This is a genomic window from Pseudomonadota bacterium (assembly GCA_016711215.1).
GTDB lineage: Bacteria > Myxococcota_A > Polyangia.
The window spans coordinates 500,994-523,991 of sequence record JADJTL010000002.1; the positions used below are offsets into that span (position 1 = coordinate 500,994).

The following is a 22,998-nucleotide window of genomic DNA, read 5'->3' on the forward strand; positions in this document are numbered from 1 at the left end:
TCTGCGCTGCGACCCATGCTGACCGCGCCGTGAACAGGTCGTCGTCAGCGCCGCTCTTTCGCCTCGTCAGCCCCTTTGGCCCGACGGGGGACCAGCCGCGCGCGATCGCCGAGCTCGTCGGCGGCCTGGAGCGCGGCGATCGCCAGCAGGTGCTGCTGGGGACCACGGGCAGCGGCAAGACCTTCACCGTGGCCAACGTCGTCGCCGCGCTCGGGCGGCCGACGCTGGTCATCGCGCATAACAAGACGCTGGCGGCGCAGCTCTACGGCGAGTTTCGGCAGCTCTTCCCGGAGCACGCCGTGCATTACTTCGTCAGCTACTACGACTACTACCAGCCTGAGGCCTACGTCCCGTCCAGCGACACCTATATCGAGAAGGACGCCATCATCAACGATGAGATCGACCGCTTGCGCCACGCCGCGACGCAGGCGGTGCTCTCGCGACGCGACGTCGTGATCGTCGCCTCGGTCTCCTGCATCTTCGGCATCGGCAGCCAGGACTTCTATCGTGGGATGGCCGTCGACGTGCATCAGGGTCAACGCATCGAGCGCGACGACCTACTGCGGGCGTTGGTCGAGATCCAGTACCAGCGCAACGACTACGACTTCCACCGCGGGACCTTTCGCGTGCGCGGCGACGTCGTCGAGGTCTTTCCGCCGCACGAGGAGGAGCGGGCCTGGCGGATCGCCTTCTTCGGCGACGAGGTCGAGGGCCTTTGGGACGTCGACCCCTTGCGCGGTCGCGTCCTCGAGGCGCGGCAGCGCGTGGCGATCTTTCCGGCGAGCCACTATGTGACGCCGGTCGATCAGCTTCGGCGCGCCATCAGCACCGTGCGGGATGAGCTGCAGCTGCGGCTGACCGAGCTGCGCGCCGAGCTGCGGCTGGTCGAGGCGCAGCGGCTGGAGCAGCGGACGCTCTTCGACCTCGAGATGCTCGAGCAGATGGGCTACTGCAACGGCATCGAGAACTACTCGCGCCACCTCTCGGGGCGCCAGCCCGGTGAGCCGGCGCCGACGCTGCTGGACTACTTCCCGCGCGACTTCCTGCTGATCGTCGACGAGAGCCACCAGACCGTGCCGCAGCTCCAGGCGATGTATCGCGGTGATCGCAGCCGCAAGCAGACGCTGGTGGAGCACGGCTTCCGCTTGCCCTCGGCCCTCGACAACCGTCCGCTAAAGTTCGAGGAGCTCGCCGACCACATCAATCAGGTGATCTTCGTCTCGGCGACGCCCGGCGCCTGGGAGGTGCAGCAAACCCAGGGCGTGGTGGTCGAGCAGATCATCCGGCCGACCGGCTTGCTCGACCCGGAGGTGCTGGTCCGTCCGGTCACGCATCAGGTCGATGATCTCGTGCAGGAGATCCACGCCCGCATCGCCCAGGGCGAGCGCGTGCTGGCCGCGGTGCTGACCAAGCGCATGGCGGAGGACCTCACCGAATATCTGCAGGACGCCGGCATCGCCGCGCGCTATCTGCACTCGGACATCGATACGCTGGAGCGCGTGGAGATCCTGCGCGACCTGCGCGCCGGGGCGTTCAGTGTGCTGGTCGGCATCAACCTGCTGCGCGAAGGCCTCGACCTGCCGGAGGTCTCCTTGGTCGCCATCCTCGATGCCGACAAGGAGGGGTTCCTGCGCGCCGACCGCGCGCTGATTCAGACGATGGGGCGCGCCGCGCGCAACGTCCACGGCACGGTGATCATGTACGCCGATCGCATCACCCCCTCGATGCGCCGCGCGATCGACGAGACCGAGCGCCGTCGCGAGGTGCAAGCGGCCTACAACGCTACCCACGGCATCGTGCCGCGCACCATCTCGCGCCCGATCTTCGAGCTGCAGTTCTCGAGCATCGGTGGCGACGCCGCGGCTGCAAAGGAGGGCGCGGCTGCCGCCGACGACGGGCTGGCGCTGGCTGCGATCCCCGGACGCCTCGGCGAGCTGCGGCGCGCGATGGCCGAGGCTGCCCGCGCGCTGGAGTTCGAAGCGGCCGCCGCGCTGCGCGACCGCATTCACGCGCTGACCACCCGTGAGCTGCTGCTGCGCGACCCGCAATCCGGAGCGGGCTCCGGAGCGAGCTCAGGCGCGGCGCTCAGGTCGCAAGGTGGCGCGGTGGCCAGCCCGCGTCCCGCGCGGAGCAGAGGCAGCGAGCGCGGCGGCGGCGCCAAAGAGCGGCGCACGACGCGGTCACGCAGCGCGACGAAGCGCGGTTGAGCTCGACGCGACGGGTGGCCAACGGACGCGGCGCTGCGGCCGGCGCCTGCAGGCGGAATCGCTTTGAATGCGCTGGGCGATCCGCTATACGTCGACGTGATGGAAGCGCTTCCCCGGATGCTGGTCGGTTATGCGGCGCGGCGCGCCGGCGTGCGATCAGCAGGGAGCAAGGCCGGTCGGCGGCCCAAGGCGGGTCTCGTCGAGCTCCAAGATACCTTCTGGAGCACACCGAGACCGGCAGCGCTGCGACGCTGGCGTGAGGGGTTGCCGGCGGCCTTGGCGCTGAGCTGCCGCGCCTCACAGCTGATCACTCACGACCTCGACAGCGGTGTTTATCGGGGCCTCTATCGGGGGGCTCCCGCCGCGGAGCGCGCGCGCCTCGCGGACGCCGGCGGCCTGCGCGCGACGGCGCTGATCGAGCAGGCGAGTCGCGCGACGGAGGCTGCCTGTTCGGCGCTCTCGGCCTTCGCCGTGGTCTACGATACGCCCCTCGGCTTCAGCCCCACCGCCGAGCACCGCCGCCGCATGGGCGCGTTCTTCTCGGGTTTCGAGCGCGCGCCGGGCCGACTCTACGTCTGGGAGCCACACGGGGTTTGGAGCGCCGACGAGGTCGAGGCGATCTGCCGTGAGCTCGACCTCGTCCCTTGCTTCGATCCGCTGGCGGAAGACCCGATGCGACCGGTCGCGCTCGAGACAGTCTACTGCCGCCTCCGCGCGCCGGACTACCACGAGGGGCAGATCGATCGCCTCGTCGAATGGGCGCTGAATCAACCCCGGTCGGTGCTCGTCTTCGCGGGCCCTCAGGGCGAGCGGCAGGCCCGGCGCTTCACCGCGACAGCGATCAGCCTGGGGGCTGGGGCTAGTTTGGGCCTGGAGCAGGACGCGGCCCTGGACGATTCGCCCGAGCTGCCCTGAGCCAGGCCGCATTTTGCAGACAGGCCTCAAGCCGACCGGCCCAGCGGCGGCGAAGCCGGTGCCAGCCCAGCAGGTCGAGGGCGAGGCCCAAGAGCAGCGCCAGGGGTGCCGCCAGCACCGGCAGCCAGCTCCACGCCAGGGTGACCACCGCCAGCCCGCACGCGGCCGTGGCAGCCGAGCGCAGTAGCAGCCGGCGGCGCTGGTCGCGACACCAGAGCCTGCAGGTCACGCGCAAGCGGGGCCCGGGCGCCTCCGGGACCCAACTCAACTCACCGCGTTCAGGAAGATCGCCCTCGAGACCCGGCGGGCAGGTGAAGGTCAGCTGGCGGGGTCCGCATTCGCCGAGCAACACGCTGGCGCCGAGCAGGGAACCACCTGAGATTGCCTGGGCCAACGCCAGCCCAGCCTCCTCTTGAGGCCAAACCACCGCGACCTCAAATTCGAGGACGGAGCCACTCCGCCGGTTGAGGCGCATGCGCCCTCCGCGGTGGTCTTGCGCAGGCAAGGAAGGCGCCGCTCACGGGACCCCCAGCCGGGGACCCAGAAAAGCGGGGCGCAGGCAGGACGCGAGACGCGCGACCAGACGCTCGCCAAGGCGACGCCTCAGCCCGATCGCTGGCGACCCGCCAGAGCGGGTCCCTCGCTGTACCACGCCCCGGGAGCGGGGCCCGCCGAACCGAACGACCTCAGAACGAGAAGGGCGTCGACGGCGCAGAGGGCATCGCCACTGGGGCGAGCTTCTTCTTGGCCACCTTCTTCTTGGCGACCTTCTTGGCCACCTTCTTCTTGGCGACCTTCTTGGCGACCTTCTTGGCCACCTTCTTGGCCACCTTCTTCTTGGCGACCTTCTTGGCCACCTTCTTGGCCACCTTCTTCTTGGCGACCTTCTTGGCCACCTTCTTCTTGGCGACCTTCTTCTTGGCGACCTTCTTGGCGACCTTCTTGGCCACCTTCTTCTTGGCGACCTTCTTGGCGACCTTGGTTACATTCTTCTTCACAGCCATGGCGCGTTACCCTCCCAAATTGGGTAAATTTGAATCGATATTAGTGGTGATTGTGGTGATGGTCAAGTAAATTTTGCATAATTGTGCATAATTTAAGCACTGTATCATGTAACTTATAACATATTGATTATGTTGCGAAACCCAGCCGTCCTTTCAAGTTCTACGATAAGTTTTATCTCAGTACGAGGGTTTACAAAGCTGGAGTGCTGGACTCGCCGCCCTACGTTCTCCACAGGTTTGGGGTCCCTGTGGAGACAGGAATGGTAAGTGGCCGCCATGAATAGGCAAAGTCGGTTCCGCCGGCTGTGGGAAGGACTCGGCGAGGACCTGACTCGATTATCCCCGGTAGTTACGCTTTCTTGCTGGTTGGGGTTTGTGGCTAGTTTCGCTTTGTTGTGCAGGCGCTTTGACAAGGACTCGAACGAGCGCATAGGCTGCTGTCGCTGGCTGGAGCCAACGAGGGTTGCATGAAGTCTACATTCTACTGGGATGATTCAGACAAGCTCGAGACCGATCTCTTCGCCGTGCCGGTCTTCGAGGGTAAAGTAACAGAAGCAAAGGACTTTATAAGACTCGACCGGCGCCTCGATGGACTGCTTGGCCGAGTCCTCGAGCAGGAGGAGTTCAAGGGTAAGGCGGGTCAGACCCTCCTGCTCCATACGCACGGAAGGCTGCCCGTCGAACGCATCCTGCTCGGCGGGCTCGGTAAGCGGGAGGATTTCGACCTCGCCGAGACGCGGCGCTTCGGCGCGCTGATCATCGAGGTCGCGCGGAGCACGCACGTCAAACGGGTCGCGAGCACCTTACCGCCCCTCGACAGCTCGGCGACCGAGCGCGTCAGTCAGTTCCTCGTCGAGGGGCTGCTGCTCGCGGCCTATCGCTACGATCGACACCTTGGCGCCGAGCGACGTCAGCCGCTGCGGCTGGAGCAGTTCCAAGTCGTGCTTGGGGCGGATTTTAGGGGCAATCCTGCGATCTTGGGGTTGTCGCGGGCGGAAGTTGTCGGCGAGGCCATATGCTTCGCGCGGGACCTCGCCAACGACCCACCGGGCGAGCTTACGCCGTCAAAACTGGCGGAGGTAGCGACCGCGCTCGCGCGCGACGAACAGCTCGAGTGCAAAGTACTTGGACCCAAGGATTGCGAGCGGCAGAAGATGCGGCTCTTCCTCGCGGTAGCGCAGGGCAGCAGCGAGGAGCCGCGCTTCATCCACCTGACCTACCATCCGCGCGGCAAGGAGAAGCCGGCGCAGCGCTTCGTCCTCGTCGGCAAGGGCGTCACCTTCGACTCTGGGGGCCTTTCGCTCAAGCCGAGCGCCAGCATGGTCGGCATGAAGGCGGATATGGCTGGGGCCGGCGCAGTCCTCGCCGTGATGCGCGCCTTGCCGAAGCTCGGGCTGCAGTCCGAGGTCCACGCGCTGGTCGCAGCGACCGAGAACATGATCTCGGGCTCCGCCTACAAGATCGGCGACATCGTGACCGGTATGGGCGGTAAATCGGTGGAGGTGATGAACACCGACGCCGAGGGGCGGCTGACGCTGGCCGATGCGCTGAGCTACGGGGTGCGCCTCAAGCCGGATGAGATCATCGACATCGCCACGCTGACGGGTGCCTGCGTCGTGGCCCTCGGGCCCCATATGGCGGGCGTAATGGGCAATGACGTTTCGGTCGTGGAGCGCTTCCTCGCCGCCGCCCGGCGCGCGGGGGAGGAGGCCTGGCCGCTTCCGCTGCCGCGACGCCTACGGGACCAGATCGAGTCGCCTGTGGCCGACCTGAAGAATGCGGGCGAACGCTGGGGCGGCGCCTCGACGGCCGGACTCTTTCTCAAGGCCTTCGTGGAGGACGTGCCGTGGATTCACTTCGATATCGCCGGCCCGGCCTTCGCCGAGAAGGATTGGAGCCATATCCCACAGGGCGGCACCGGCTTCGGCGTGGCGACCCTGGTCGAGTATCTCGTCAGCCGCGACGCCGCTCGCTCCTGAGGGCGAGGGCCTGAGGGCGAGGGCCTGAGGGCGAGGGCCTGAGGGCGAGGGCCTGAGGGCGAGGGCCTGAGGGCGGGGGCCACGAGCTGGCCTCTTGGCCCGACGCCTCCGCCGCGCTCCGCCAGCGCTCCGCGCGCGATGCGCGAACCAGCGCCGCGCTCAGACGTCGAGGTGCTTGGCGTTGAGCGCGTTGGTCGCGATGAACTCCCGGCGCGGCTCGACCTGGTCGCCCATCAGCACCGTGAAGATGCCGTCGGCGTCGACCGTGTCGTCGATCCGGACCCGCAGGAGCGTTCGGGTCTCGGGGTTCATCGTCGTCTCCCAGAGCTGCTCCGGGTTCATCTCGCCCAAGCCCTTGTAGCGCTGGATCTGCAGGCCCTTGCGCCCCTGCTCCTCGATCGCCTCGGCGAGCTGCCGAAGACCACCGAGGGGCGGACCGACCGGTGCTCCATCGACGGTGCAGAGCGTGAAGGGAGGCCGCCCGGCGATGTCCAACTCACGGCGCAGCATTCTCAGCTCGACGAAGTCGGCCGAGCGCAGCAAGGCCAGCGGCAAGCGCGTCCGCTGCCGGACGCCTGCATGTTCAATATCGAGGATCAGCAGACGGCCGCCCTCGGCGATCGTCAGCGCCGTGAGCGGTCCAGCGTCCGGATGATGCCGCTGCAGGTGCGCCTCTGCGGCCGTGCGCAGGGCCTGCCCCTGCTCCGCCGTCAATCCCGTCTCCTCACCGGCCAGCGCGCCGCCAGCGACCGCGGCGATCACCGCTTCGATCACCCGCAGGTCGCCGTGGTTCTTCAGCCGGGCCAGCAGCTTCTGGTAGCGCAGCGCGCGCGCCGCCAAGGCCACCAGCGTCGGGCCCTCGAGCACCGCGCCAGCGGCGTCGACCAGGCGATGTCCTGAGGAGCCGCTGCGGACGACGTAGTCGTCGAGGTCGGCTTCGTTCTTCAGGTAGAGCTCGGTCTTGCCGCGGCGCACCTTGAAGAGCGGCGGCTGCGCGATGTAGAGGAAGCCGCTCTCCACGATCTTGGGCATCTGCCGATAGAAGAGCGTGAGCAGCAGCGTCCTGATGTGCGAGCCGTCGACATCGGCGTCGGTCATCACGACGACCCGCTGATAGCGCAGCTTGTCGATCGCGAAGTGGTCCTCGCCGACGCCGCAGCCGAGCGCCGTGATCAGCGTCGCGATCTCCTGCGAGGAGATCACCTTATCGAAGCGAGCCTTCTCGACGTTGAGGATCTTCCCACGCAGCGGCAGCACCGCCTGGAAGCGCCGGTTGCGCCCCTGCTTGGCCGAGCCTCCCGCCGAATCACCCTCGACGATGAAGATCTCCGCCTGCGCCGGGTCGCGCTCCTGGCAGTCCGCGAGCTTCCCAGGCAGCGAGCTGATGTCCAAGGCACCCTTGCGCTGCACCAGCTCGCGGGCCCGCCGCGCCGCCTCACGCGCTCGCGAGGCGAGCAATGCCCGCTCGACGACCATCCGCGCGCTCTTCGGATTCTCCTCGAGGAAGCGCGCCAGCTTCTCGTTGACGATGCTCTCGACGGCGCCTTTGACCTCGCTCGAGACCAGCTTCTCTTTGACCTGGCTGTTGAACTTCGGGTCCGGATGCTTGACCGAGACCACCGCGGTCAGCCCTTCGCGCAGGTCATCCCCGGTCAGGCTGTTCTTGTAGTCCTTGAACTTCCCGGCGGCGGCGTAAGCGTTGATGGTGCGCGTCAACGCGGCCTTGAAGCCCGTCAGGTGCGTCCCGCCATCGCGATTGCGGATGTTGTTGGTGAAGCAGGCGACCAGCTCCTGGAAGGAGTCGTTCCACTGCAGCGCGAGCTCGACGATCGTGTCGTCCTTGGCGCCGCTGATGTGGATGACCTCGGGGTGAATGATCGTCTTGTTGCGGTTGAGGTACTCGACGAAGGAGGCCACCCCACCGCTCGAGCGGAAGTCGAAGCGTTTGTCGGTGCGCTCATCGATCAGCAGGATGGCGAGGCCGGCGTTGAGAAAGGAGAGGTCGCGAAGACGATGCGCCAGCACCTCCGTGGAGAACTCGGTCGTCGTGAAGACGCGATGGTCGGGCTTGAAGCGCACCGAGGTGCCCGTACGCGCCGTCGTGCCGACCACCCGCAGATCTGCGCGCGGCTTGCCCTGATCGTACTCTTGGAGGTGGCACTGCCCGTCGCGGTGGATCTCGACCGAGAGCCACTCGGAGAGCGCATTTACCACGGAGACCCCGACGCCGTGCAGACCGCCCGAGACCTTGTACTGCTTGCTGTCGAACTTCCCGCCCGAGTGCAACGTGGTCATGATGACCTCGGCGGCGGACTTTCCCTCCTCGGGATGAATGCCGACGGGAATGCCGCGGCCGTTGTCGTCGACGGTCGCCGAACCATCCACGTGCAGCGTGACGACGACGCGGTCGCAGTAGCCCGCGAGCGACTCATCGACGGCGTTGTCGACGACCTCGAAGACCATCTGGTGCAGGCCGGTGCCATCGTCGGTGTCGCCGATGTACATCCCCGGCCGCTTGCGTACGGCGTCGAGGCCGCGGAGCACCTGGATCGAGGTGGCGTCGTAGTCGCTGACCGGCGCGAGGGTGACGGGCGTAGCCCCAGGGTCGCTCGCGACGGCGGTGGCGTCGGCCGGGTTGCTCTCCGTCGCGGAGGGCTCGAGGTGGTTGGTTTCAGTCTTCATGTTTCAGCAGTGATAGGGGACCGAAAGATAGGGTACCGAAATACCTTACTTTTAGGCGGGCGGAGCGTACCATATGCGTCCCTGCGGGTAAAGCGCCAAGCGTGCTCCGGCGAAGGGTTGGGCGCGCATTCCTGAGGCCAGCCGAGGCGGCCGTCCAAGCCCCCCTGGAGCCGGGGACGGCCCGGCGCTAATAATTGTTTTCTTCTATTCGGTCCCTGGCTCGCAGTCCCTGGCTCACGTCGCTCACGTCGCTCTGTCGCTCACGTCGCTCACGTCGCTCGCGTCGCTCGGGTTGCCCGCGCCGCCCGCGTCGCCCGGAAGGGCCACCCGGGCGACGGCGCCGCCAACGACCGCGAAGCGGGCCGCAGATCCATACCACGGGACGAGCTCGGGGCGCGCGGTGGTCAAGAACAACTGACAGCGGACCTCGGCCAGAAAATCGTGGAGGAAGCGGTTGCGCTGCGCGTCGAGCTCGCTCGAGACGTCATCGAGCAGGAGCGCCGGGTACTCGCCTGAGCGGCCGTGAAGGTCGAGGATTTGGGCGACCTTGAACGCCAAGACGAGCGCGCGTAGCTGACCCTGCGAGGCATGCTGGCGCACGGGGCGCCCCTCCAGGCGGAACTCGAGGTCGTCGGCATGCGGCCCGCTGGAGGTCAGGCCACGAGTGAGGTCGCGAGCCCGCTCTCGTCGCCAGCCTTCAGCCAGACGCGCGGCGAGGTCCGCCGGCTCGGCCGGCTCGCGCGTGACGTCGGCAGCGGCGTCGCTCAGCGGCGCATCGAGGGCGCTGCCGAGATAGCGCAGCTCCAGGTCATGCTCCTGCGCCGAGCCGAGGATGCGGGCGAAGGCCGCGCGCACGCGCGGCAGCAGCTGGACGAGCAGCCGCTGCCGCGCCACGACGATCTTGGCGCCGAGCGTCGCCAGCGGTGGCTCGTGGGCCTCGAGCAGCGCGTCGACGCCGCTCGGCCTTTCGCGCAGCAGTCGGTTGCGCGCGCGCAGCGCCCGCGTGTAGCGGCGCAGCAACTCGGCGTAGGCGCCCCATACCGCCGCCACGGCCTGGTCGAGCAAGCGACGGCGGTCACTCGGGCTGCCGCGCGGGGCCAGCAGGTCGTCGGTCGTAAAGAGCACGGCGGCGATCCCGCTCGGCCAGTGCGTTAGCGAGCGCGTCGCCTTGCCGTCGAGCTCGGTGCGGCGCCCGCGCGCATCGAGCTCGACCTGCAGGGTGTGGTCGACACCTGCGCTGCTCAGCTCACCGCGGACGATGGCGCGCTGACTGCCGAAGCGCAGCAGCTCGGCGAGGCGTGCGGCGCGAAAGGACCGCTGGCAGACCAGCAGGTAGGCAGCCTCGAGCAGGTTGGTCTTGCCCTGGCCATTCTCACCGTGAATCAGGTTGAAGGCAGGGTCGAAGGCCAGCCGGGTCGGCTGCAGATTGCGGAAGTCTAGCCACTCGAGGCTGTGCAGAATCACAGGCTACACCCTAGCGCGCTTGCCAGGCGGGGCGCCGTGCGTGGGCTCTGCGCTCAGATGCGCATCGGCATGATCACGCCGAGGTAGTCGTGGTTGTCATGGGGGCGTACGAGCCCGGGGTCGAGCTCTCCGCTCAGCTCGAGGCAGACCTGTTCGTCGCGCATCTCGTTCAGCACGTCGATGAAGTAGCGCGCGTTGAAGCCGATCGTCAGCTTCGGTCCGCTGTAGTCGACCTCGAGCTCCTCGCGGGCCTCGCCGAGATCGGGGTTTTCGCTGGTGATGCGCAGCACATTGGCCTCGAGCTCCATGCGAATGCCCCAGGAGCGCTCGGAGGACATGATCGACGCGCGCTTGAGGGCCTCGAGGAAGCTCGCGCGATCGAGCATCAAGCGCTTGTCGTTATCATGGGGAACGACGCGATCGTAGGGCGGGAACTGCGCCTCGACCAAGGCCACGCTGACCACCACATCGCCGACGCGAACGAAGACACAGCCCCGACCGAAGGCGATATCGCAGTTGCCCTCGACGCCCTCGACCAGGCGCCGCAGCTCGAGCAGTCCCTTGCGCGGGATGACCACCCCTGAGCGCAAGACCGGTCCGTTGCTCCACTCGCGCTGCACGAGGGTCAGGCGATGTCCATCGGTCGAGATGGCCTTGGCCACCTCGCCATTGGACTCGAACAAGATGCCCGCGAGGTGGGGTCGCGTGTCATCGCTCGAGACCGAGAAGATCGTCTTGCTGATCAGGTCGCCGAGCGTGGCCGCAGGGACCTCGCTGAACTCCAGCTCCTGATGGTCGGGGATCTGCGGGAACTCGCGATCGGCGAGCCCGACCAGCCGATAGCGCGCCTTCGCCGCCGAGACCTCGACCCAGTTGTTCTCGGAGCGCGTGAGCGTCAGCTCCGTGTCGGAGAGGCTACGGACGATCTCGTAGAGGTGTTTGGCACCGACGCTGACACCACCTTCGCGGCGGACCTCGGCGCGTATCTCCGCGACCATCCCGATGCGCAGATCGGTTGCGGCGCAGATGATCGTGTCTTGGCCATGACTACGCAGCAGGACGTTGGCGACGGCGGGGGTCGCGCTGCGCCGGTCGGCAATGCTCTGCGCGAAGTACAACCCCTTGAGTAAGGCGGTGCGATTGATGCGCAGTTCCATCGGCTCTAGCTCCCTCTGGCGGTGCAGTGCAGTGCTTCAGTCAGCGTTCGGTTCTTTAATTAAAGAAAGATCTTTTAGATCGTGATCGTCATAGGGCCTGTGGAGAACGTGCATAAGATCTTAACTTCCCGGAACTAATCGAAGAATTGCCTCTGGACGCTGTGTGGGCTGGTGGGGACGGAGGGCACTCCGCCCACAGGCTGGCGCGGTGCAGGTGATTCGGGCCGAGATCCCCACAATCTGCGCCCAGCGCTGCACACAGGTAACGCACAGCCCCTGCCGAGCAGAGCGCCAGCCTCGGCGCAGCCTGCGGCTTGAGCGCGGCGGCATCGGGCGGGTCGTTGGCGGGTCGCGATGGGCCCGGCGTTGCCCCGTTCCTGGACCCGGGTGATGAAGAAAAATGCATTATTGCTCACCGACTTAGCACGGTGCCGAGGCGCTTGGCAATACGTTGAATGCGGCCTGATGGGCTGCGGTGCGGGCGCCTCGAGGCGACGCTATCAGGTCACGCCGAGCTGGCGCTCGAGGGACTCGAGGGTGGTGCGCACCGCGAGGTCCGTGTCGGTGAGCTTGGTGACCTTGCGGCAGGCGGCGATGACGGTGGAGTGGTCCTTACCGCCAAAGCGCTGACCGAGCTCCGGATAGCTGCAGCCCGTCAGCTTGCGGGCCAGATACATGGCCACCTGGCGCGGCCAGGCCACGGCGCGGTGGCGGCGGGCGCCCTTGAGCTCGCTGAGCTTGAGACCGAAGTAGGCCGCGACCTCACGCTGGATGGTCTCGACGGTGAGGCTGGCCGCACGAGCGCCGAGGAGCTGGCGTAGCGTCTGCTCGGCGAAGGGGATACTGATCTCGACCTGCTGCAGCGAGGCGACGGCGGCCAGGCGGATCAGCGAGCCTTCCAGCTCGCGCACGTTGGACTTGATGTGCTGCGCCAGGTAGAGGGCGACCTCGTCCGCGAGGACGATCCGCTCGGACTCGGCCATCTTGCGCAGGATGGCGACCCGGGTCTCTAGCTCCGGCTGCTGGATGTCCGCGATCAGTCCCCATTGAAAGCGCGTACGCAGGCGCTCCTCGAGCTCCGGGATCTCATGCGGGTACTTGTCGGAGGTGACGACGATCTGGCGGTTGAGGTCGTGGAGCGCGTTGAAGGTGTGGAAGAATTCATCCTGCGTGCGATCATTGCCGGCGATGAACTGAATGTCGTCCATCAGCAGGAGGTCGCAACGGTCGCGATAGCGGGTGCGGAAGTCCTCCATGCGATTCGAGCGCAGGTGGTTGATGTAGTCGTTCATGAAGCGCTCGGACGACAAGTAGACCACGCGGGCCGCCGGTTGGCGGGCGAGCACGGCGTTGCCGATGGCGCAAAGCAGGTGGGTCTTGCCCAGACCGACGCCGCCATAGATGAAGAGCGGATTGTACTTGGCGGCCGGTAGCTCGGCGACCGCTCGGGCTGCCGCATAGGCGAGTTGGTTCGAGGGGCCGACGACGAAGGAGTCGAACTCGTAGCGCGCGTTGAGGTCGTTGTCGGCGGCCGGCGGAAAGGGCGCGGGCGCCGAGGCAGCGAGCGGCGCGGGGATTGCGCCGACGGAGGCCGCGGGTCGCGGGGCCGTGGGGATGACTGCCGGGGCAGCCTCGTCGCAGGAGACCTCGATGTCGTGGTCGCTGGCGAAGCGGGTGCTCAGCTCCTGGCGCACGATCGGAAGGTAGTTATCCTCGAACCACTCCTTGATATAGCGGTTCGGGGCGCGCAGGTGGAGGGTTCCATCGGCCACGGACGCGCAGACGATCGGGCGCAGCCACATCTCGAAATTATGCGGCTTGATGCGCGTCTCGAGCGCCTGAAGGGTTTGCTCCCAGAGATCGGTCGGGGGCCCGACTGCGGCTGCAGACGATGAGTTATGCACAGCTCACCTGCCCCCTGTGGGAAAACAGAGAAGTATCTGATTACGGTATGATAGGTGGAATGGTGAGCCACCTTCCTAACAACCCAGCGAGAACTACCAACAGCCCGCCGAGAAGCAGCAACAATCCAGCAGCAACACTTCAGCGCCAACCACCCCACAGCGCCGACCCCGCGGCCGCGCACGCGATCCTGCGCGCGCGATTCCGCGCGCGATCCCAGGAGCGGCCATACGCCGGCATTGCCGCGGAGCTCCGGTCAGGCTACGCGCGGTAGCGGACGGTCACAGTTGGGTCGCGCCCAGTCGGGGCGCGGCGTCCACGAGCACGTCGCGCAAACCGTCGGTGCGAGATGAGTTGAGCTAGCAGAGCGCTCGTCGCGGTGGCAAGGGCAAAATGTGGCGGCTCGTGATCTCGCTCGAATCGCACGGAAAACGTGGGGCCGAGAAAAGCGGATCCGAAGTTGGATCCGCGCGGGCTGCTGGCAAAGCGCAAAAAGGGTCGCATAATCGTTGGCGAAGCGCCGACGGCGGGCCACGCGGGCGCCGGGGTGGATCATGAGAAAACGCGCTATAGGGCGGTCTAGACGAGGTTCTGCGCGCTCGCGTCCACAGACCCGCGTTGCTTGACAGTGCCGTGGATCGTTGGTAACGAGAGCGCCTTGCTGGGCCTGGGAGTGATGTCGTGAAGAGAACCTATCAGCCGCACAACACGCGCAGGCTGCGCACGCACGGATTTCGTCAGCGCATGAAGACCAAGGGTGGGCGTCGCGTGATCAACGCGCGTCGTCGCCGTGGGCGTGCGCGACTTGCTCCCGTGGCGCCGACGAAGTAGGGCAACGCGCGCCGCAGCGTGGGTCGGCCGCTGGCGGTCGCTCCGCGCCCAACCGGGCGCCAAGGGCGACCCTTCGGCGCAGCCCTGGGATGGCGGCTTGCAGATGGCCGGTCGACCCGTCAACGATCAAGGCTTCAAGAAGAGCGAGCGCCTACGGCGCCGGGGGGAGTTCCTGGCGGCGCAGCGCGGCGGCGAGCGCATGCAGCTCCAGGACCTGGTGGTCTTGACGCTGGTGCGGCCGGGCGCGCGGCGGCTGGGTTTGACGGTCAGCAAGAAGGTCGGCAAGGCCGTATGTCGCAACCGGATCAAACGCTGGCTGCGCGAGGCTTGGCGTCGGCGCAAGCATACCTTTCCCGTGGGGATCGACCTGGTGGTGGTGGCCCGGAGCAGCGCGGCTCTGGCCAGCTTCGCGCTCCTCGATCGACAGCTCGAGGCGCTGGCGGAGCGGCTGCGGCGGCGGTTGGCGCAGCGCCACGGGGCACGGGCTTGAAGGCGGGTGCGACGCGGGGCGAGCTTGGCGGGTGGGGCGTGCTGAGGCAGTGCGCTCGCCGGCTCGGTTTGGCCGTCGTCATGCTGCTGAGCGCGCTGATCAGGCTCTATCGCGCCGTCCTTTCACCGTGGCTGGCTCCTCGCTGTCGCTTTTCGCCGAGCTGCTCGGCCTACGCGCTGGAGGCGCTGGAGCGGCACGGCTTGTGGCGTGGCATAGCGCGCAGCTTGGGGCGTCTGGCGCGCTGCCGCCCGGGCTGCGAGGGTGGCTACGACCCACCTTGAGCCTGGCGCCGGGCGGCGCAGGCCGCGCGGGATATCGCAAGAGGATGGCGAGGGCGTGATGAGCGGATCGGCTTCGGTGAACGGTTCGGTGAACGGTTCGGGGAACGATAATGGATGATAGCTCGAAGCGGGTGTTGCTCGCGGTCGTCCTGTCGATCGGCTTGTTCTTGCTGTGGGACGTGCTCGTGATGCGTCGTCAGCGGCCTGAGGGCGCGCTGCCGACGACAGCGGCGCAGCCGGCGGCAACTCCAGCGCCGCCGCTGCCGAACGAGGCCGAGGCGCGCGCGAAGCCCGAGGATCAGGAGCGCGGCGCGGTCGCCGACCGAGGCGCTATCGCGCGCGATGCGTTGGGGCACGCGACCACGCTGCGCTGGCGCTATGGCAAGGAAGAGGCGACGGTCAAGCTGACCGACCACGGTGGGGCGCTGCAGAGCCTGGTTTTGGCAGATCCGCGCTTTCGTGAGGAGCAGCAGGGCAAGCTGCAGAAGATCGACCTCGTCCAGACCCTGGCGAGTCGGGGCCCGTGGCCGCTGACGACGACCTTCCCGGATTCGGACTTCGTGGTCCCCGAAGACGCCGAGTTCGCGTTGGTCGAGCGCTCGCCGCGCCGCTTGCGCTATGCGTGGCGCTCGACCCGCGTGAGGGTGGTCAAGGACTTCGTCCTCGACGCGGCGCGCCCAGTGGTCTGGATGAGTGTCACGGTGCACAACCTGACCGGAGGGCCGCTACGCCAGCGCCTGCAGCTGCGGCTCTTTTCCCGGCAGCGGCCGGGCCAGAGCCAGGGCGGTATGACCGACCCCTACCCGCGCATCCCGACCGGCCTCTGTCACGTCAATGGCGCGCTGCAGCGGCGCAGTGTCAGTGGCGTGGCGGGCGGCCAGGATCAGGGTTGCAGCGCGGAGGGCTGCGGCGCGGGCAGTGGCCCGGTCGGCGAGGTGGGGGCGATCCGCTGGATCGGATCCGATGACCGCTACTTCATGATCGCCGTCGTGCCCCAGGGCAAGGTCGCCGAGGGCGGGCGCTGCGAGGTCGGGCTGTGGCGCGACCGGCGCGACGTCGTCGAGGTCAGCCTGCTGCTACCGGAGCAGCAGATCGAGGCTGGCCGCGCGCGCACCCGGCGCTTCGCGGTCTTTGCCGGGCCGAAGGATCTGAACCTGCTCGATGGCGTCAAGGGCGCGGGCGGCGATGATGCGCGGCTCGGCGACGCGATCGAGTTCGGTTGGCTCGCCGTGCTCTGCCGCCCGATGCTCGCGGTATTGAAGGTCTTTTATCGCCTGACCGGGAACTGGGGCGTGGCGATTATTCTGCTGACCCTCCTGGTCAAGCTGGGGACGGCGTATTGGTCGACGCGCTCGATGCGCTCGATGCGCGAGATGCAGCGGTTGAAGCCGAAGGTCGACGCGCTGCGCGAGAAGCATAAGGACGACAAGCAGCGCCTCAACCAGGAGATGATGGGGCTCTATCGCGCGCATAAGGTCAACCCGCTCGGGGGCTGCCTGCCGATGCTGATCCAGATGCCGATCTGGTTCGCGCTCTATCGCACGCTAGGAAACGCGCAGGAGCTCTATCGCTCGGGCTTCTTCGGCTGGATCGACGACCTGACCGCGCCGGACCGTTTCTACGTCCTGCCGCTGGCGCTGGGTGTCGCGATGTTCGGGCAGCAGGCCATCACGCCGCAGCCGATGGAGGCCGCGCAGGCCAAGGCGATGAAGTACATCATGCCGGTGATGTTCACCGGGATGATGCTCTGGTTGCCCTCTGGGCTGAACCTCTACATCTTCGTCAACACCGTTTTGACAATGCTACATCAGTGGTTTATGAACCGCGACGGTACCCCACCCGTGGCCCACGCGCCGAGCGGCAGTGGCGGCAGTGGCGGCAGTGGCGGCAGTGGCGGCAGTGGCGGCAGTGGCGGCAGTGGCGGCAGTGGCGGCAGTGGCGGCAGTGGCGCGCGCGGCAGCAGTGGCGCGCGCGGGGAATCGGCTGGCGGCCGCGGGCGAAAGCACACCAGCAAGCGCCGCTAGTCGCTGGCGCTCTTCTGCGTCGGCGACCTGACGATAGGGCTGGACGCGCGCCGTGGCCGTCGTGGCGACTCGGGTCGGGACCTGTGGCCGCCCGAGAGCCAATGCGAGCGCCGATCCGAGCGCTATTACGAGACAGAGGAAGAGGAGGGGGTGGCTGATGGCGGACGCTGAAAGGGAGCCGACGATGGGTTCGACTGCTGTGACGCCTTCGGCGCGGGGCTCCGAGCTGCTCGAGACGCTGCTCCGGCTGATGGGTTTCGATGCCGAGGTCGACGCGATCGAGCGTGAGGAGAACGTCGAGCTGGTGATCGGTGGCGAGGACGCGAGCCTTGCTGTCGGGCAGAAGGGCCAGACGCTCGATGCGCTGCAGTACCTGGTCAACCGCGGGCTCACGCGGGAGCTTGGCGAACATAAGCTGATGGTCGTCAACGCCGAGGGCTACCGCGAGCGGCGCGAGGCCTCGCTGATCGAGCTCGCCGAGCGGCTGAGCGAAAAGGCGTTGAGCGCGGGCAAGATCGTCGCGCTGGACCCGATGAGCGCGCGCGACCGGCGCGTGATTCACATGGCGCTGCGCGACGTGGCTGGCATCGAGACCCGCAGCGAGGGCGAAGGCGACGACCGGCGCTTGCTGATCGTGCCCCAGAGCGACAGGGCCTAGAGCGACAGGGCCTAGAGCGACAGGGCCCGCCCTCCGAGCGACCACGCGCGACGCCAGCAAGCTGCGGGTCCCCCCCCGGGCGCCCGCGGCTCTTGCCGGGGCGGTGACCAGGCCCTTCAGGCCCCAGCGCAGTACCCCGCAAGCCGATGTCTCAACCGGATACCATCTGTGCGCTGGCGACGCCGCCGGGCGAAGGGGCCGTCGGGATCGTGCGGCTGAGTGGACCGCGGGCCACGGAGCTGCTCCAGCGCGCCGCGTGCGGTCGGACGCTGCGACCGCGCCGGATGGTGCGCGTCGACCTGGTCGACCCGGCGACAGAGGCGCGGATAGACGAGGTGCTGGCGTGTGTGATGCCGGCGCCGCGATCGTTTACCGGGGAGGACGTGGTCGAGATCTACGGCCACGGTGGGCAGCTTAACCTGGAGGCGCTGCTGGCGCTCTTCATCGGGCTGGGCGCGCGGCCGGCGGGGCCTGGCGAGTTCACGCGGCGCGCGTTTCTCAATGGGCGGCTCGACCTGACCCAGGCGGAGGCGGTAGCCGAGGTCATCGGGGCGCGCAGCACCCGCGCGCTGCAGAACGCGCAGGCCCTGCTGGGGGGCGCCCTGGGGCGGGAGGTGCGCTCCCTGCGAGCGCGAGCGGTCGAGCTGGCCGCGGAGCTCGAGGCACGCATCGACTTCGCGGAGGAGCTGGAGGCGCTGCAGCCGGGCCGCGCCCTGGTCGAAGGGCATCGCGAGCTGATCGCGGCGCTCGGGCGCCTGGTTGCGAGCTATCGGCGCGGCCGACGCCTCAATGGCGTGGTGGTCGTGCTCGTCGGCGCCGTCAACGCGGGCAAATCGAGCCTCTTCAACCGGCTGCTCGGTAGTCAGCGGGCGCTGGTCTCGGCGGAGCCGGGGACCACGCGCGACTACCTGGAGGCGGAGGTCGAGTGGGACGGCCTGAGGGTCACGCTGATCGACACCGCCGGCGAGCGCGAGGGGATGTCAGCGTTGGAGCGCGCGGGGCTGGCGTTGGGGTTGGAGCGCGCTCGTAGCGCGGATGTCGTGCTGCAGGTGGTGGACGTCAGCGCGGCCGGGCCCGAGGCGGTGTTCGGCGCGCCAGGGGGTGGCGTCGGGCGCGTGGTCGTCGCCAACAAGATCGACCGGCTGGCCGCGGGCGCGGCGGGGTCGCTGCGCCGCCCTGGTCGAGGCAATCGGGCTCGCTCGCGTGGTCGAGGCTTCGGCCGAGACGGGCGAAGGGCTCGAGGTGCTGCGAGGGGCCGTGGTGGCCGAGGCGCTCGGTCACCCCTGGGGCGCGACGCGCGCGGGAGAGGCCGCGGTGCAGGGCGCGAGCGGCGCGCGCCTCGGCGGCGAGGCGCCCCCTGGGCCCCCTGAGCCCCCTGAGCCCCCTGAGGCTTCTGAAACGGTGCAGGTGACGCAAGAGCGCCAGTGGGAGGCCTTGCGACGCGCCGAGCAAGCGCTCGGGGCCGGGCTGGTCGCGCTGGAGGAGGGCATGGCGCCCGAGCTCGTCGTCGAACACACGCGCGAGGCGCTGGCCGCGTTGGGCGAGATCACCGGCGAGACCTTCACCGAGGCGGTGCTCGATGCCGTCTTTGCCCGCTTCTGCCTCGGAAAGTAGCCAAGAATGGCGCGGGCCGGCCAGGTCCTCGTCCGCGCCCCGAGGGCCGGACCAGGCCCCGGGCTCAGCAGCGCGCGGCGGCGGCGTCGATGACCTCGAGAAGGGCGTCCAGGTCGACGTGCGCGGCGGCGCGGCGGGCGAGGAACGCGGCGTCCGTGCGCTGCTCAGGCTTGAAGTAGGGCAGGACCCCGCGGACGATCGGGCCCGCGAAGCGCTCGAGCTGCTGCGGGTTGGCGGCCTCATCGGGACTCGGTCGCGGGGTCAGACGGTTGAGCACGATCCCGGCGATCGGGACGCCGCGCTGCTTCAGGGCCTCCAGGGTCAAGAGGCAGTGGTTGATCGTCCCGAGCGCGGAGCGGCCGACGATCAGCGCCGGGAGGCCGGTTTGCGCCACGAAATCAGCGAGGAGCTCTTTGCCGTTGAGGGGTACGAGAAGGCCGCCGGCGCCCTCGACCAGCGTGACCTCGGCCTCGGCGGCGAGCGCGTGCAGCGACGCCAGCAGGTGCTCGAGGTCGATCGGGCGATCGGCCAGCTCGGCGGCGACGGCGGGGGCGACGGCCGGAGCGTAACGGTAGGGATTCACGAGTGAAAGCTTAGCGTGGCAGTCGGCGAGGCGCATCAGATGGAGCGCGTCGCTGGGCGTGAGGGCCTCGGGCGGCGTACGGGTGGCGATGGTGATCGGGGCGGGCCCGACCAGCGCGTGGAGGCGGGCGAGGGCCGCGCGGGCCTCGGGCGTGGCCGCGCCGGGGAGGCCATCGATCGTGGCGGTGGCCTCGGGATCGGGCGGGCAGCCGGTTTCCACCGGCTTCATCACGGCAACGCGCTGCCCACGGGCGCGCAGGGCGGCGGCCAAGGCGCCGGTGACAATGGTTTTTCCAACCCCGGTATCGGTGCCGACGACGAAGAGGCCGCGCATGGCTTAGCTCCAGAAGTGTACGAGCAGGTACAAAGAATTAAAGTTCTTTATTGGACGGTCTCGGCGATGCTGCTCGCTAGGGCCTTGACGATGGTCTCGAGCTCGTCGTCGGTGATCGAGAGCGGGGGCATGATCACGATGACGTCCCCGAGCGGGCGCAGGATCACGCCCCTCGCGCGCGCGGCGCGACAGACCGCGGCGCCGAGACGCCGCTCCGCTGGGAAGGGGTGCCGGGTGGCGCGGTCGGCGACGAGCTCGACGCCGATCATCAGACCGCATTGCCGGAGCTCACCCACCGGTGGCAGGGGCGCGAGGTGGTCCGCAAGGAGGGCGTGGGCCCGGAGGGCGCGCGCGCGCACCTGCGTGAGGAGGTCGCGCTCGGCGAAGAGGCGCAGGGAGGCGAGGCCGGCGGCGCAGGCGAGCGGATTACCGGTGTAGCTGTGGCCGTGGAAGAAGGTGCGCTCGGGGCCGTCGAGGAAGGCCTCGTAGATCGCCTCGGTGGTGAGCGTGGCCGCGAGCGGCAGATAGCCCCCGGAGAGCCCCTTGGCGAGGGTCATCAGGTCGGGCGTCACCCCCTCGGCCTGAGAGGCGAAGAGCTCGCCGGTGCGGCCGAAGCCGGTGGCGACCTCGTCGCAGATCAGGAGCACCTGGTGGCGGCGGCAGAGCTCGGCAACACCGCGGAGGTAGCCGGGAGGGTGGACGATGATGCCGGCGGCGCCCTGGACGCGTGGTTCGATGATCAGCGCGGCGATTTCTTCCGCGCGGGCGGCGAGGAGGGCCTCGAGCGCGGCGAGGCAGGCGTCGCGGCAAGCCTCGGGGCTGAGCGAACCCCCGGCATAGCGATAGGGATGCGGGGAGGCAACGCGCAGCGTCTGGAAGAGGAGCGGATGGAAGAGGCGGTGGAAGAGGTCGATGCCGCCGACGCTGACGGCTCCGATCGTGTCACCGTGATAGGCCTCGTCGAGCGCGACGAAGTGGGTGCGGCGCGGGTGGCCGCTGTGTTGCCAGTATTGAAAGGCCATCTTCAGCGCCACCTCGACCGCGGTGGAGCCGGAGTCGGAGTAGAAGACGCGTTCGAGGCCCTGCGGGGCGACGGCGATGAGGGCGGCGGCGAGCTCGGCTGAGGGGAGATTGCCGAGGCCGAGGAGGGTCGAGTGGGCGACCTGGTCGAGCTGGGCGCGGATGGCCTCGTCGAGGGGAGCGCAGCGGTGGCCGTGGACGTTGACCCAGAGCGACGAGATGCCGTCGAGGTAGCGATGGCCCTGGGTGTCGGTCAGGTAGTTGCCCTCGCCGGAGGCGACCATCAGCGGGTCCTCGGCGGTCCATTGACGCATCGCTGTGAAGGGGTGCCAGAGGTGGCGGCGATCGAGGGCGGCGAAGTCGAGGGTCATCAGCGGGGCTCCAGTAGGCGAAGGGCGCAGGTCGGTATCGGGGCCGAGTAGCCGGTATGGGGCCGAGTAGTAGACGCTCGCGCGCGGCGACGTCAACGCCAGTGAAGTTTGGTGGGGAGCTCGGTGGGAAGTTGCTTCGAAGGGGGCCTGGAAGGCTGGGCCAAAGGCGGGTGCGAAGGCCGGTGCGAAGGCTGGTGCGGGCCTTCAGGCAGCAGCGACCGTGGGCAGGAGCCCGGCGCAAACGAGCTCGGCGAGGGCCCTCAGCAAGGTGTCGAGCTGATCCGCGCTGTGGTTGGCGCAGGCCGTGAGGCGCAGGCGGCTGGTGCCCTCTGGAACCGTGGGCGGGCGGATGGCCTGGACGAAGCAGCCACGGGCGAGGAGCGCGGCGGCTGCGGCGAGGGCGCTTGCGGGCGGGCCGGCATGGAGAGGAAGAATCGGGCTCGCGGGCTGCTCCTTGCGCCGGAGCCCGAGCTCGACCAGACCGGTGTGCAGGCGGCGGGCGTTGGCGAAGAGGCGCGCGCGCAGGCGGTCGCCTTCGGCGCTGGCGACGAGGTGGAAGGCGGCCTGGGTCGTCGCGCAAAGGGAGGGCGGGAGCGCGGTGGTGAAGACGAAGGTGCGGGCGCGATTGAGGAGGAAGGCGATGAGCGCGTGGCTGCCGGTGACGGCGGCGCCAAAGCTGCCAAGGGCCTTGCCGAAGGTCAGGAGTTGCGCGTCCGCCTTGAGGCCGAGTTGAGGAAGGAGCCCGGCGCCTGCAGGGCCGTAGAGGCCCGTGGCGTGGGCTTCGTCGACAAAGAGCGTGGCGTCGTGCGCTCGCGCGAGGCTTGAAACCTCGGGCAAGTCTGCGGCGTCGCCGTCCATGCTGAAGATGGAGTCGGTAACGATCAGGCGCCGTCGAAAGGTGGTGGCGGCGGCGAGGAGAGTGGCGAGGTGCGCGGTGTCGCCGTGGCGATAGACGTGAATCGCGGCGCCGCTGAGGCGGCAGCCATCGACGATGCTGGCGTGGTTGAGCGCGTCCGAGAAGACGGCATCGTGGGGGCCGACGAGGGCGGCGATGGTGCCGACGTTGGCTTGGTAGCCGGAGGAGAAGAGGAGCGCGGCCTCGCAACCCTTGAAGCTGGCGATCGTGGCTTCGAGGGCGTGGTGCTCGGCGAGGTCGCCACCGACAAGGCGCGCGGCGCCGGCGCCCGTGGCGCGCTGATGCGCTCGCTGGGCCGCGGCGAACAGCGCCGGATGGGTCGAGAGGCCGAGATAGTCGTTGCTGGAGTAGTTGGTGACGCCAGGAGGAAGGGGAGCGTCAAGGCGCCGCAGGAGTCCACGCGCCGAGAGCTGTTGCAGTTCGCGTTGCAGAAGGTCGTCGAAGGCCAAGGGCATGCCCAGGTGGCTGAAGGGTAGAGGAGCCGCGCCGTGGCCCAGTGAGGCACCCAGTGAGGCACCCAGTGAGGCACCCAGTGAGGCACCCAGTGAGGCACCCAGTGAGGCAGGT

Annotated in this window: 17 protein-coding genes and 1 pseudogene; 10 read left to right on the forward strand and 8 right to left on the reverse strand. The window is 68.4% G+C overall.

Annotation, left to right across the window (positions count from 1 at the left end; genetic code table 11):
- Positions 1-29 precede the first annotated feature (29 nt).
- Both uvrB and IPL40_07115 read left to right on the forward strand, forming a co-directional pair.
- Entirely contained in the window at positions 30-2,207 is a 2,178-nt protein-coding gene (uvrB, locus tag IPL40_07110; protein MBK8480930.1) for an excinuclease ABC subunit UvrB, read from the forward strand.
- A 99-nt stretch (positions 2,208-2,306) separates the two neighbouring features.
- Entirely contained in the window at positions 2,307-3,122 is an 816-nt protein-coding gene (locus IPL40_07115; protein MBK8480931.1) for a DUF72 domain-containing protein, read from the forward strand.
- 686 nt (positions 3,123-3,808) lie between these two features.
- Here the strand turns inward: IPL40_07115 and IPL40_07120 are convergent.
- Positions 3,809-4,126, reverse strand: coding sequence for a hypothetical protein (locus IPL40_07120; protein ID MBK8480932.1), 318 nt, complete (start codon positions 4,124-4,126; stop codon positions 3,809-3,811).
- 467 nt (positions 4,127-4,593) lie between these two features.
- Between IPL40_07120 and IPL40_07125 the strand changes: the two genes are divergently transcribed.
- The gene (locus IPL40_07125) at positions 4,594-6,105 is read left to right on the forward strand and encodes a leucyl aminopeptidase (GenBank protein MBK8480933.1); all 1,512 of its coding nucleotides are present in this window, start codon (positions 4,594-4,596) and stop codon (positions 6,103-6,105) included.
- A gap of 159 nt (positions 6,106-6,264) precedes the next feature.
- Here IPL40_07125 and gyrB read toward each other — a convergent pair whose 3' ends face one another.
- From gyrB to dnaA, 4 genes are all read right to left on the reverse strand, one after another.
- On the reverse strand, positions 6,265-8,787 hold the full coding sequence (gene gyrB, locus IPL40_07130; GenBank protein ID MBK8480934.1) for a DNA topoisomerase (ATP-hydrolyzing) subunit B: 2,523 nt from the start codon (positions 8,785-8,787) through the stop codon (positions 6,265-6,267).
- A 243-nt stretch (positions 8,788-9,030) separates the two neighbouring features.
- Complete coding sequence (gene recF / locus IPL40_07135; GenBank protein ID MBK8480935.1) at positions 9,031-10,251, reverse strand: DNA replication and repair protein RecF; 1,221 nt, start codon at positions 10,249-10,251, stop codon at positions 9,031-9,033.
- A 53-nt stretch (positions 10,252-10,304) separates the two neighbouring features.
- Complete coding sequence (gene dnaN / locus IPL40_07140; GenBank protein MBK8480936.1) at positions 10,305-11,408, reverse strand: DNA polymerase III subunit beta; 1,104 nt, start codon at positions 11,406-11,408, stop codon at positions 10,305-10,307.
- A 500-nt stretch (positions 11,409-11,908) separates the two neighbouring features.
- Positions 11,909-13,312 carry a chromosomal replication initiator protein DnaA gene (gene dnaA, locus IPL40_07145; GenBank protein ID MBK8480937.1) on the reverse strand — a complete coding sequence of 468 codons (1,404 nt, stop codon included), beginning with the start codon at positions 13,310-13,312 and terminating at the stop codon, positions 11,909-11,911.
- A gap of 679 nt (positions 13,313-13,991) precedes the next feature.
- On the opposite strand from dnaA, the gene rpmH reads away from it, so the two are divergent.
- From rpmH to IPL40_07180, 7 genes and pseudogenes are all read left to right on the forward strand, one after another.
- Complete coding sequence (rpmH, locus tag IPL40_07150; GenBank protein MBK8480938.1) at positions 13,992-14,141, forward strand: 50S ribosomal protein L34; 150 nt, start codon at positions 13,992-13,994, stop codon at positions 14,139-14,141.
- Between the two features lie 103 nt (positions 14,142-14,244).
- A pseudogene (gene rnpA, locus IPL40_07155) lies at positions 14,245-14,624 on the forward strand (ribonuclease P protein component).
- Between the two features lie 87 nt (positions 14,625-14,711).
- A complete protein-coding gene (gene yidD, locus IPL40_07160; protein ID MBK8480939.1) occupies positions 14,712-14,912 on the forward strand; it encodes a membrane protein insertion efficiency factor YidD in 201 nt (66 codons plus the stop codon).
- Between the two features lie 110 nt (positions 14,913-15,022).
- Positions 15,023-16,936, forward strand: a complete 1,914-nt coding sequence (gene yidC / locus IPL40_07165; GenBank protein ID MBK8480940.1) for a membrane protein insertase YidC — start codon at positions 15,023-15,025, stop codon at positions 16,934-16,936.
- 184 nt (positions 16,937-17,120) lie between these two features.
- Entirely contained in the window at positions 17,121-17,594 is a 474-nt protein-coding gene (locus IPL40_07170) for a KH domain-containing protein (GenBank protein ID MBK8480941.1), read from the forward strand.
- 146 nt (positions 17,595-17,740) lie between these two features.
- A complete protein-coding gene (gene mnmE / locus IPL40_07175) occupies positions 17,741-18,964 on the forward strand; it encodes a tRNA uridine-5-carboxymethylaminomethyl(34) synthesis GTPase MnmE (GenBank protein ID MBK8480942.1) in 1,224 nt (407 codons plus the stop codon).
- Positions 18,909-19,208, forward strand: a complete 300-nt coding sequence (locus tag IPL40_07180) for a hypothetical protein (protein ID MBK8480943.1) — start codon at positions 18,909-18,911, stop codon at positions 19,206-19,208. Before mnmE ends, IPL40_07180 begins: the two co-directional genes overlap by 56 nt.
- A gap of 64 nt (positions 19,209-19,272) precedes the next feature.
- On the opposite strand, the gene bioD is transcribed toward IPL40_07180, so the two are convergent.
- From bioD to IPL40_07195, 3 genes are all read right to left on the reverse strand, one after another.
- Positions 19,273-20,124: a dethiobiotin synthase gene (gene bioD / locus IPL40_07185; protein ID MBK8480944.1), complete on the reverse strand. Its 852-nt coding sequence runs from the start codon at positions 20,122-20,124 to the stop codon at positions 19,273-19,275.
- Between the two features lie 47 nt (positions 20,125-20,171).
- Entirely contained in the window at positions 20,172-21,515 is a 1,344-nt protein-coding gene (bioA, locus tag IPL40_07190; protein ID MBK8480945.1) for an adenosylmethionine--8-amino-7-oxononanoate transaminase, read from the reverse strand.
- 204 nt (positions 21,516-21,719) lie between these two features.
- Entirely contained in the window at positions 21,720-22,886 is a 1,167-nt protein-coding gene (locus tag IPL40_07195) for an 8-amino-7-oxononanoate synthase (protein MBK8480946.1), read from the reverse strand.
- Between the last annotated feature and the right edge of the window lie 112 nt (positions 22,887-22,998).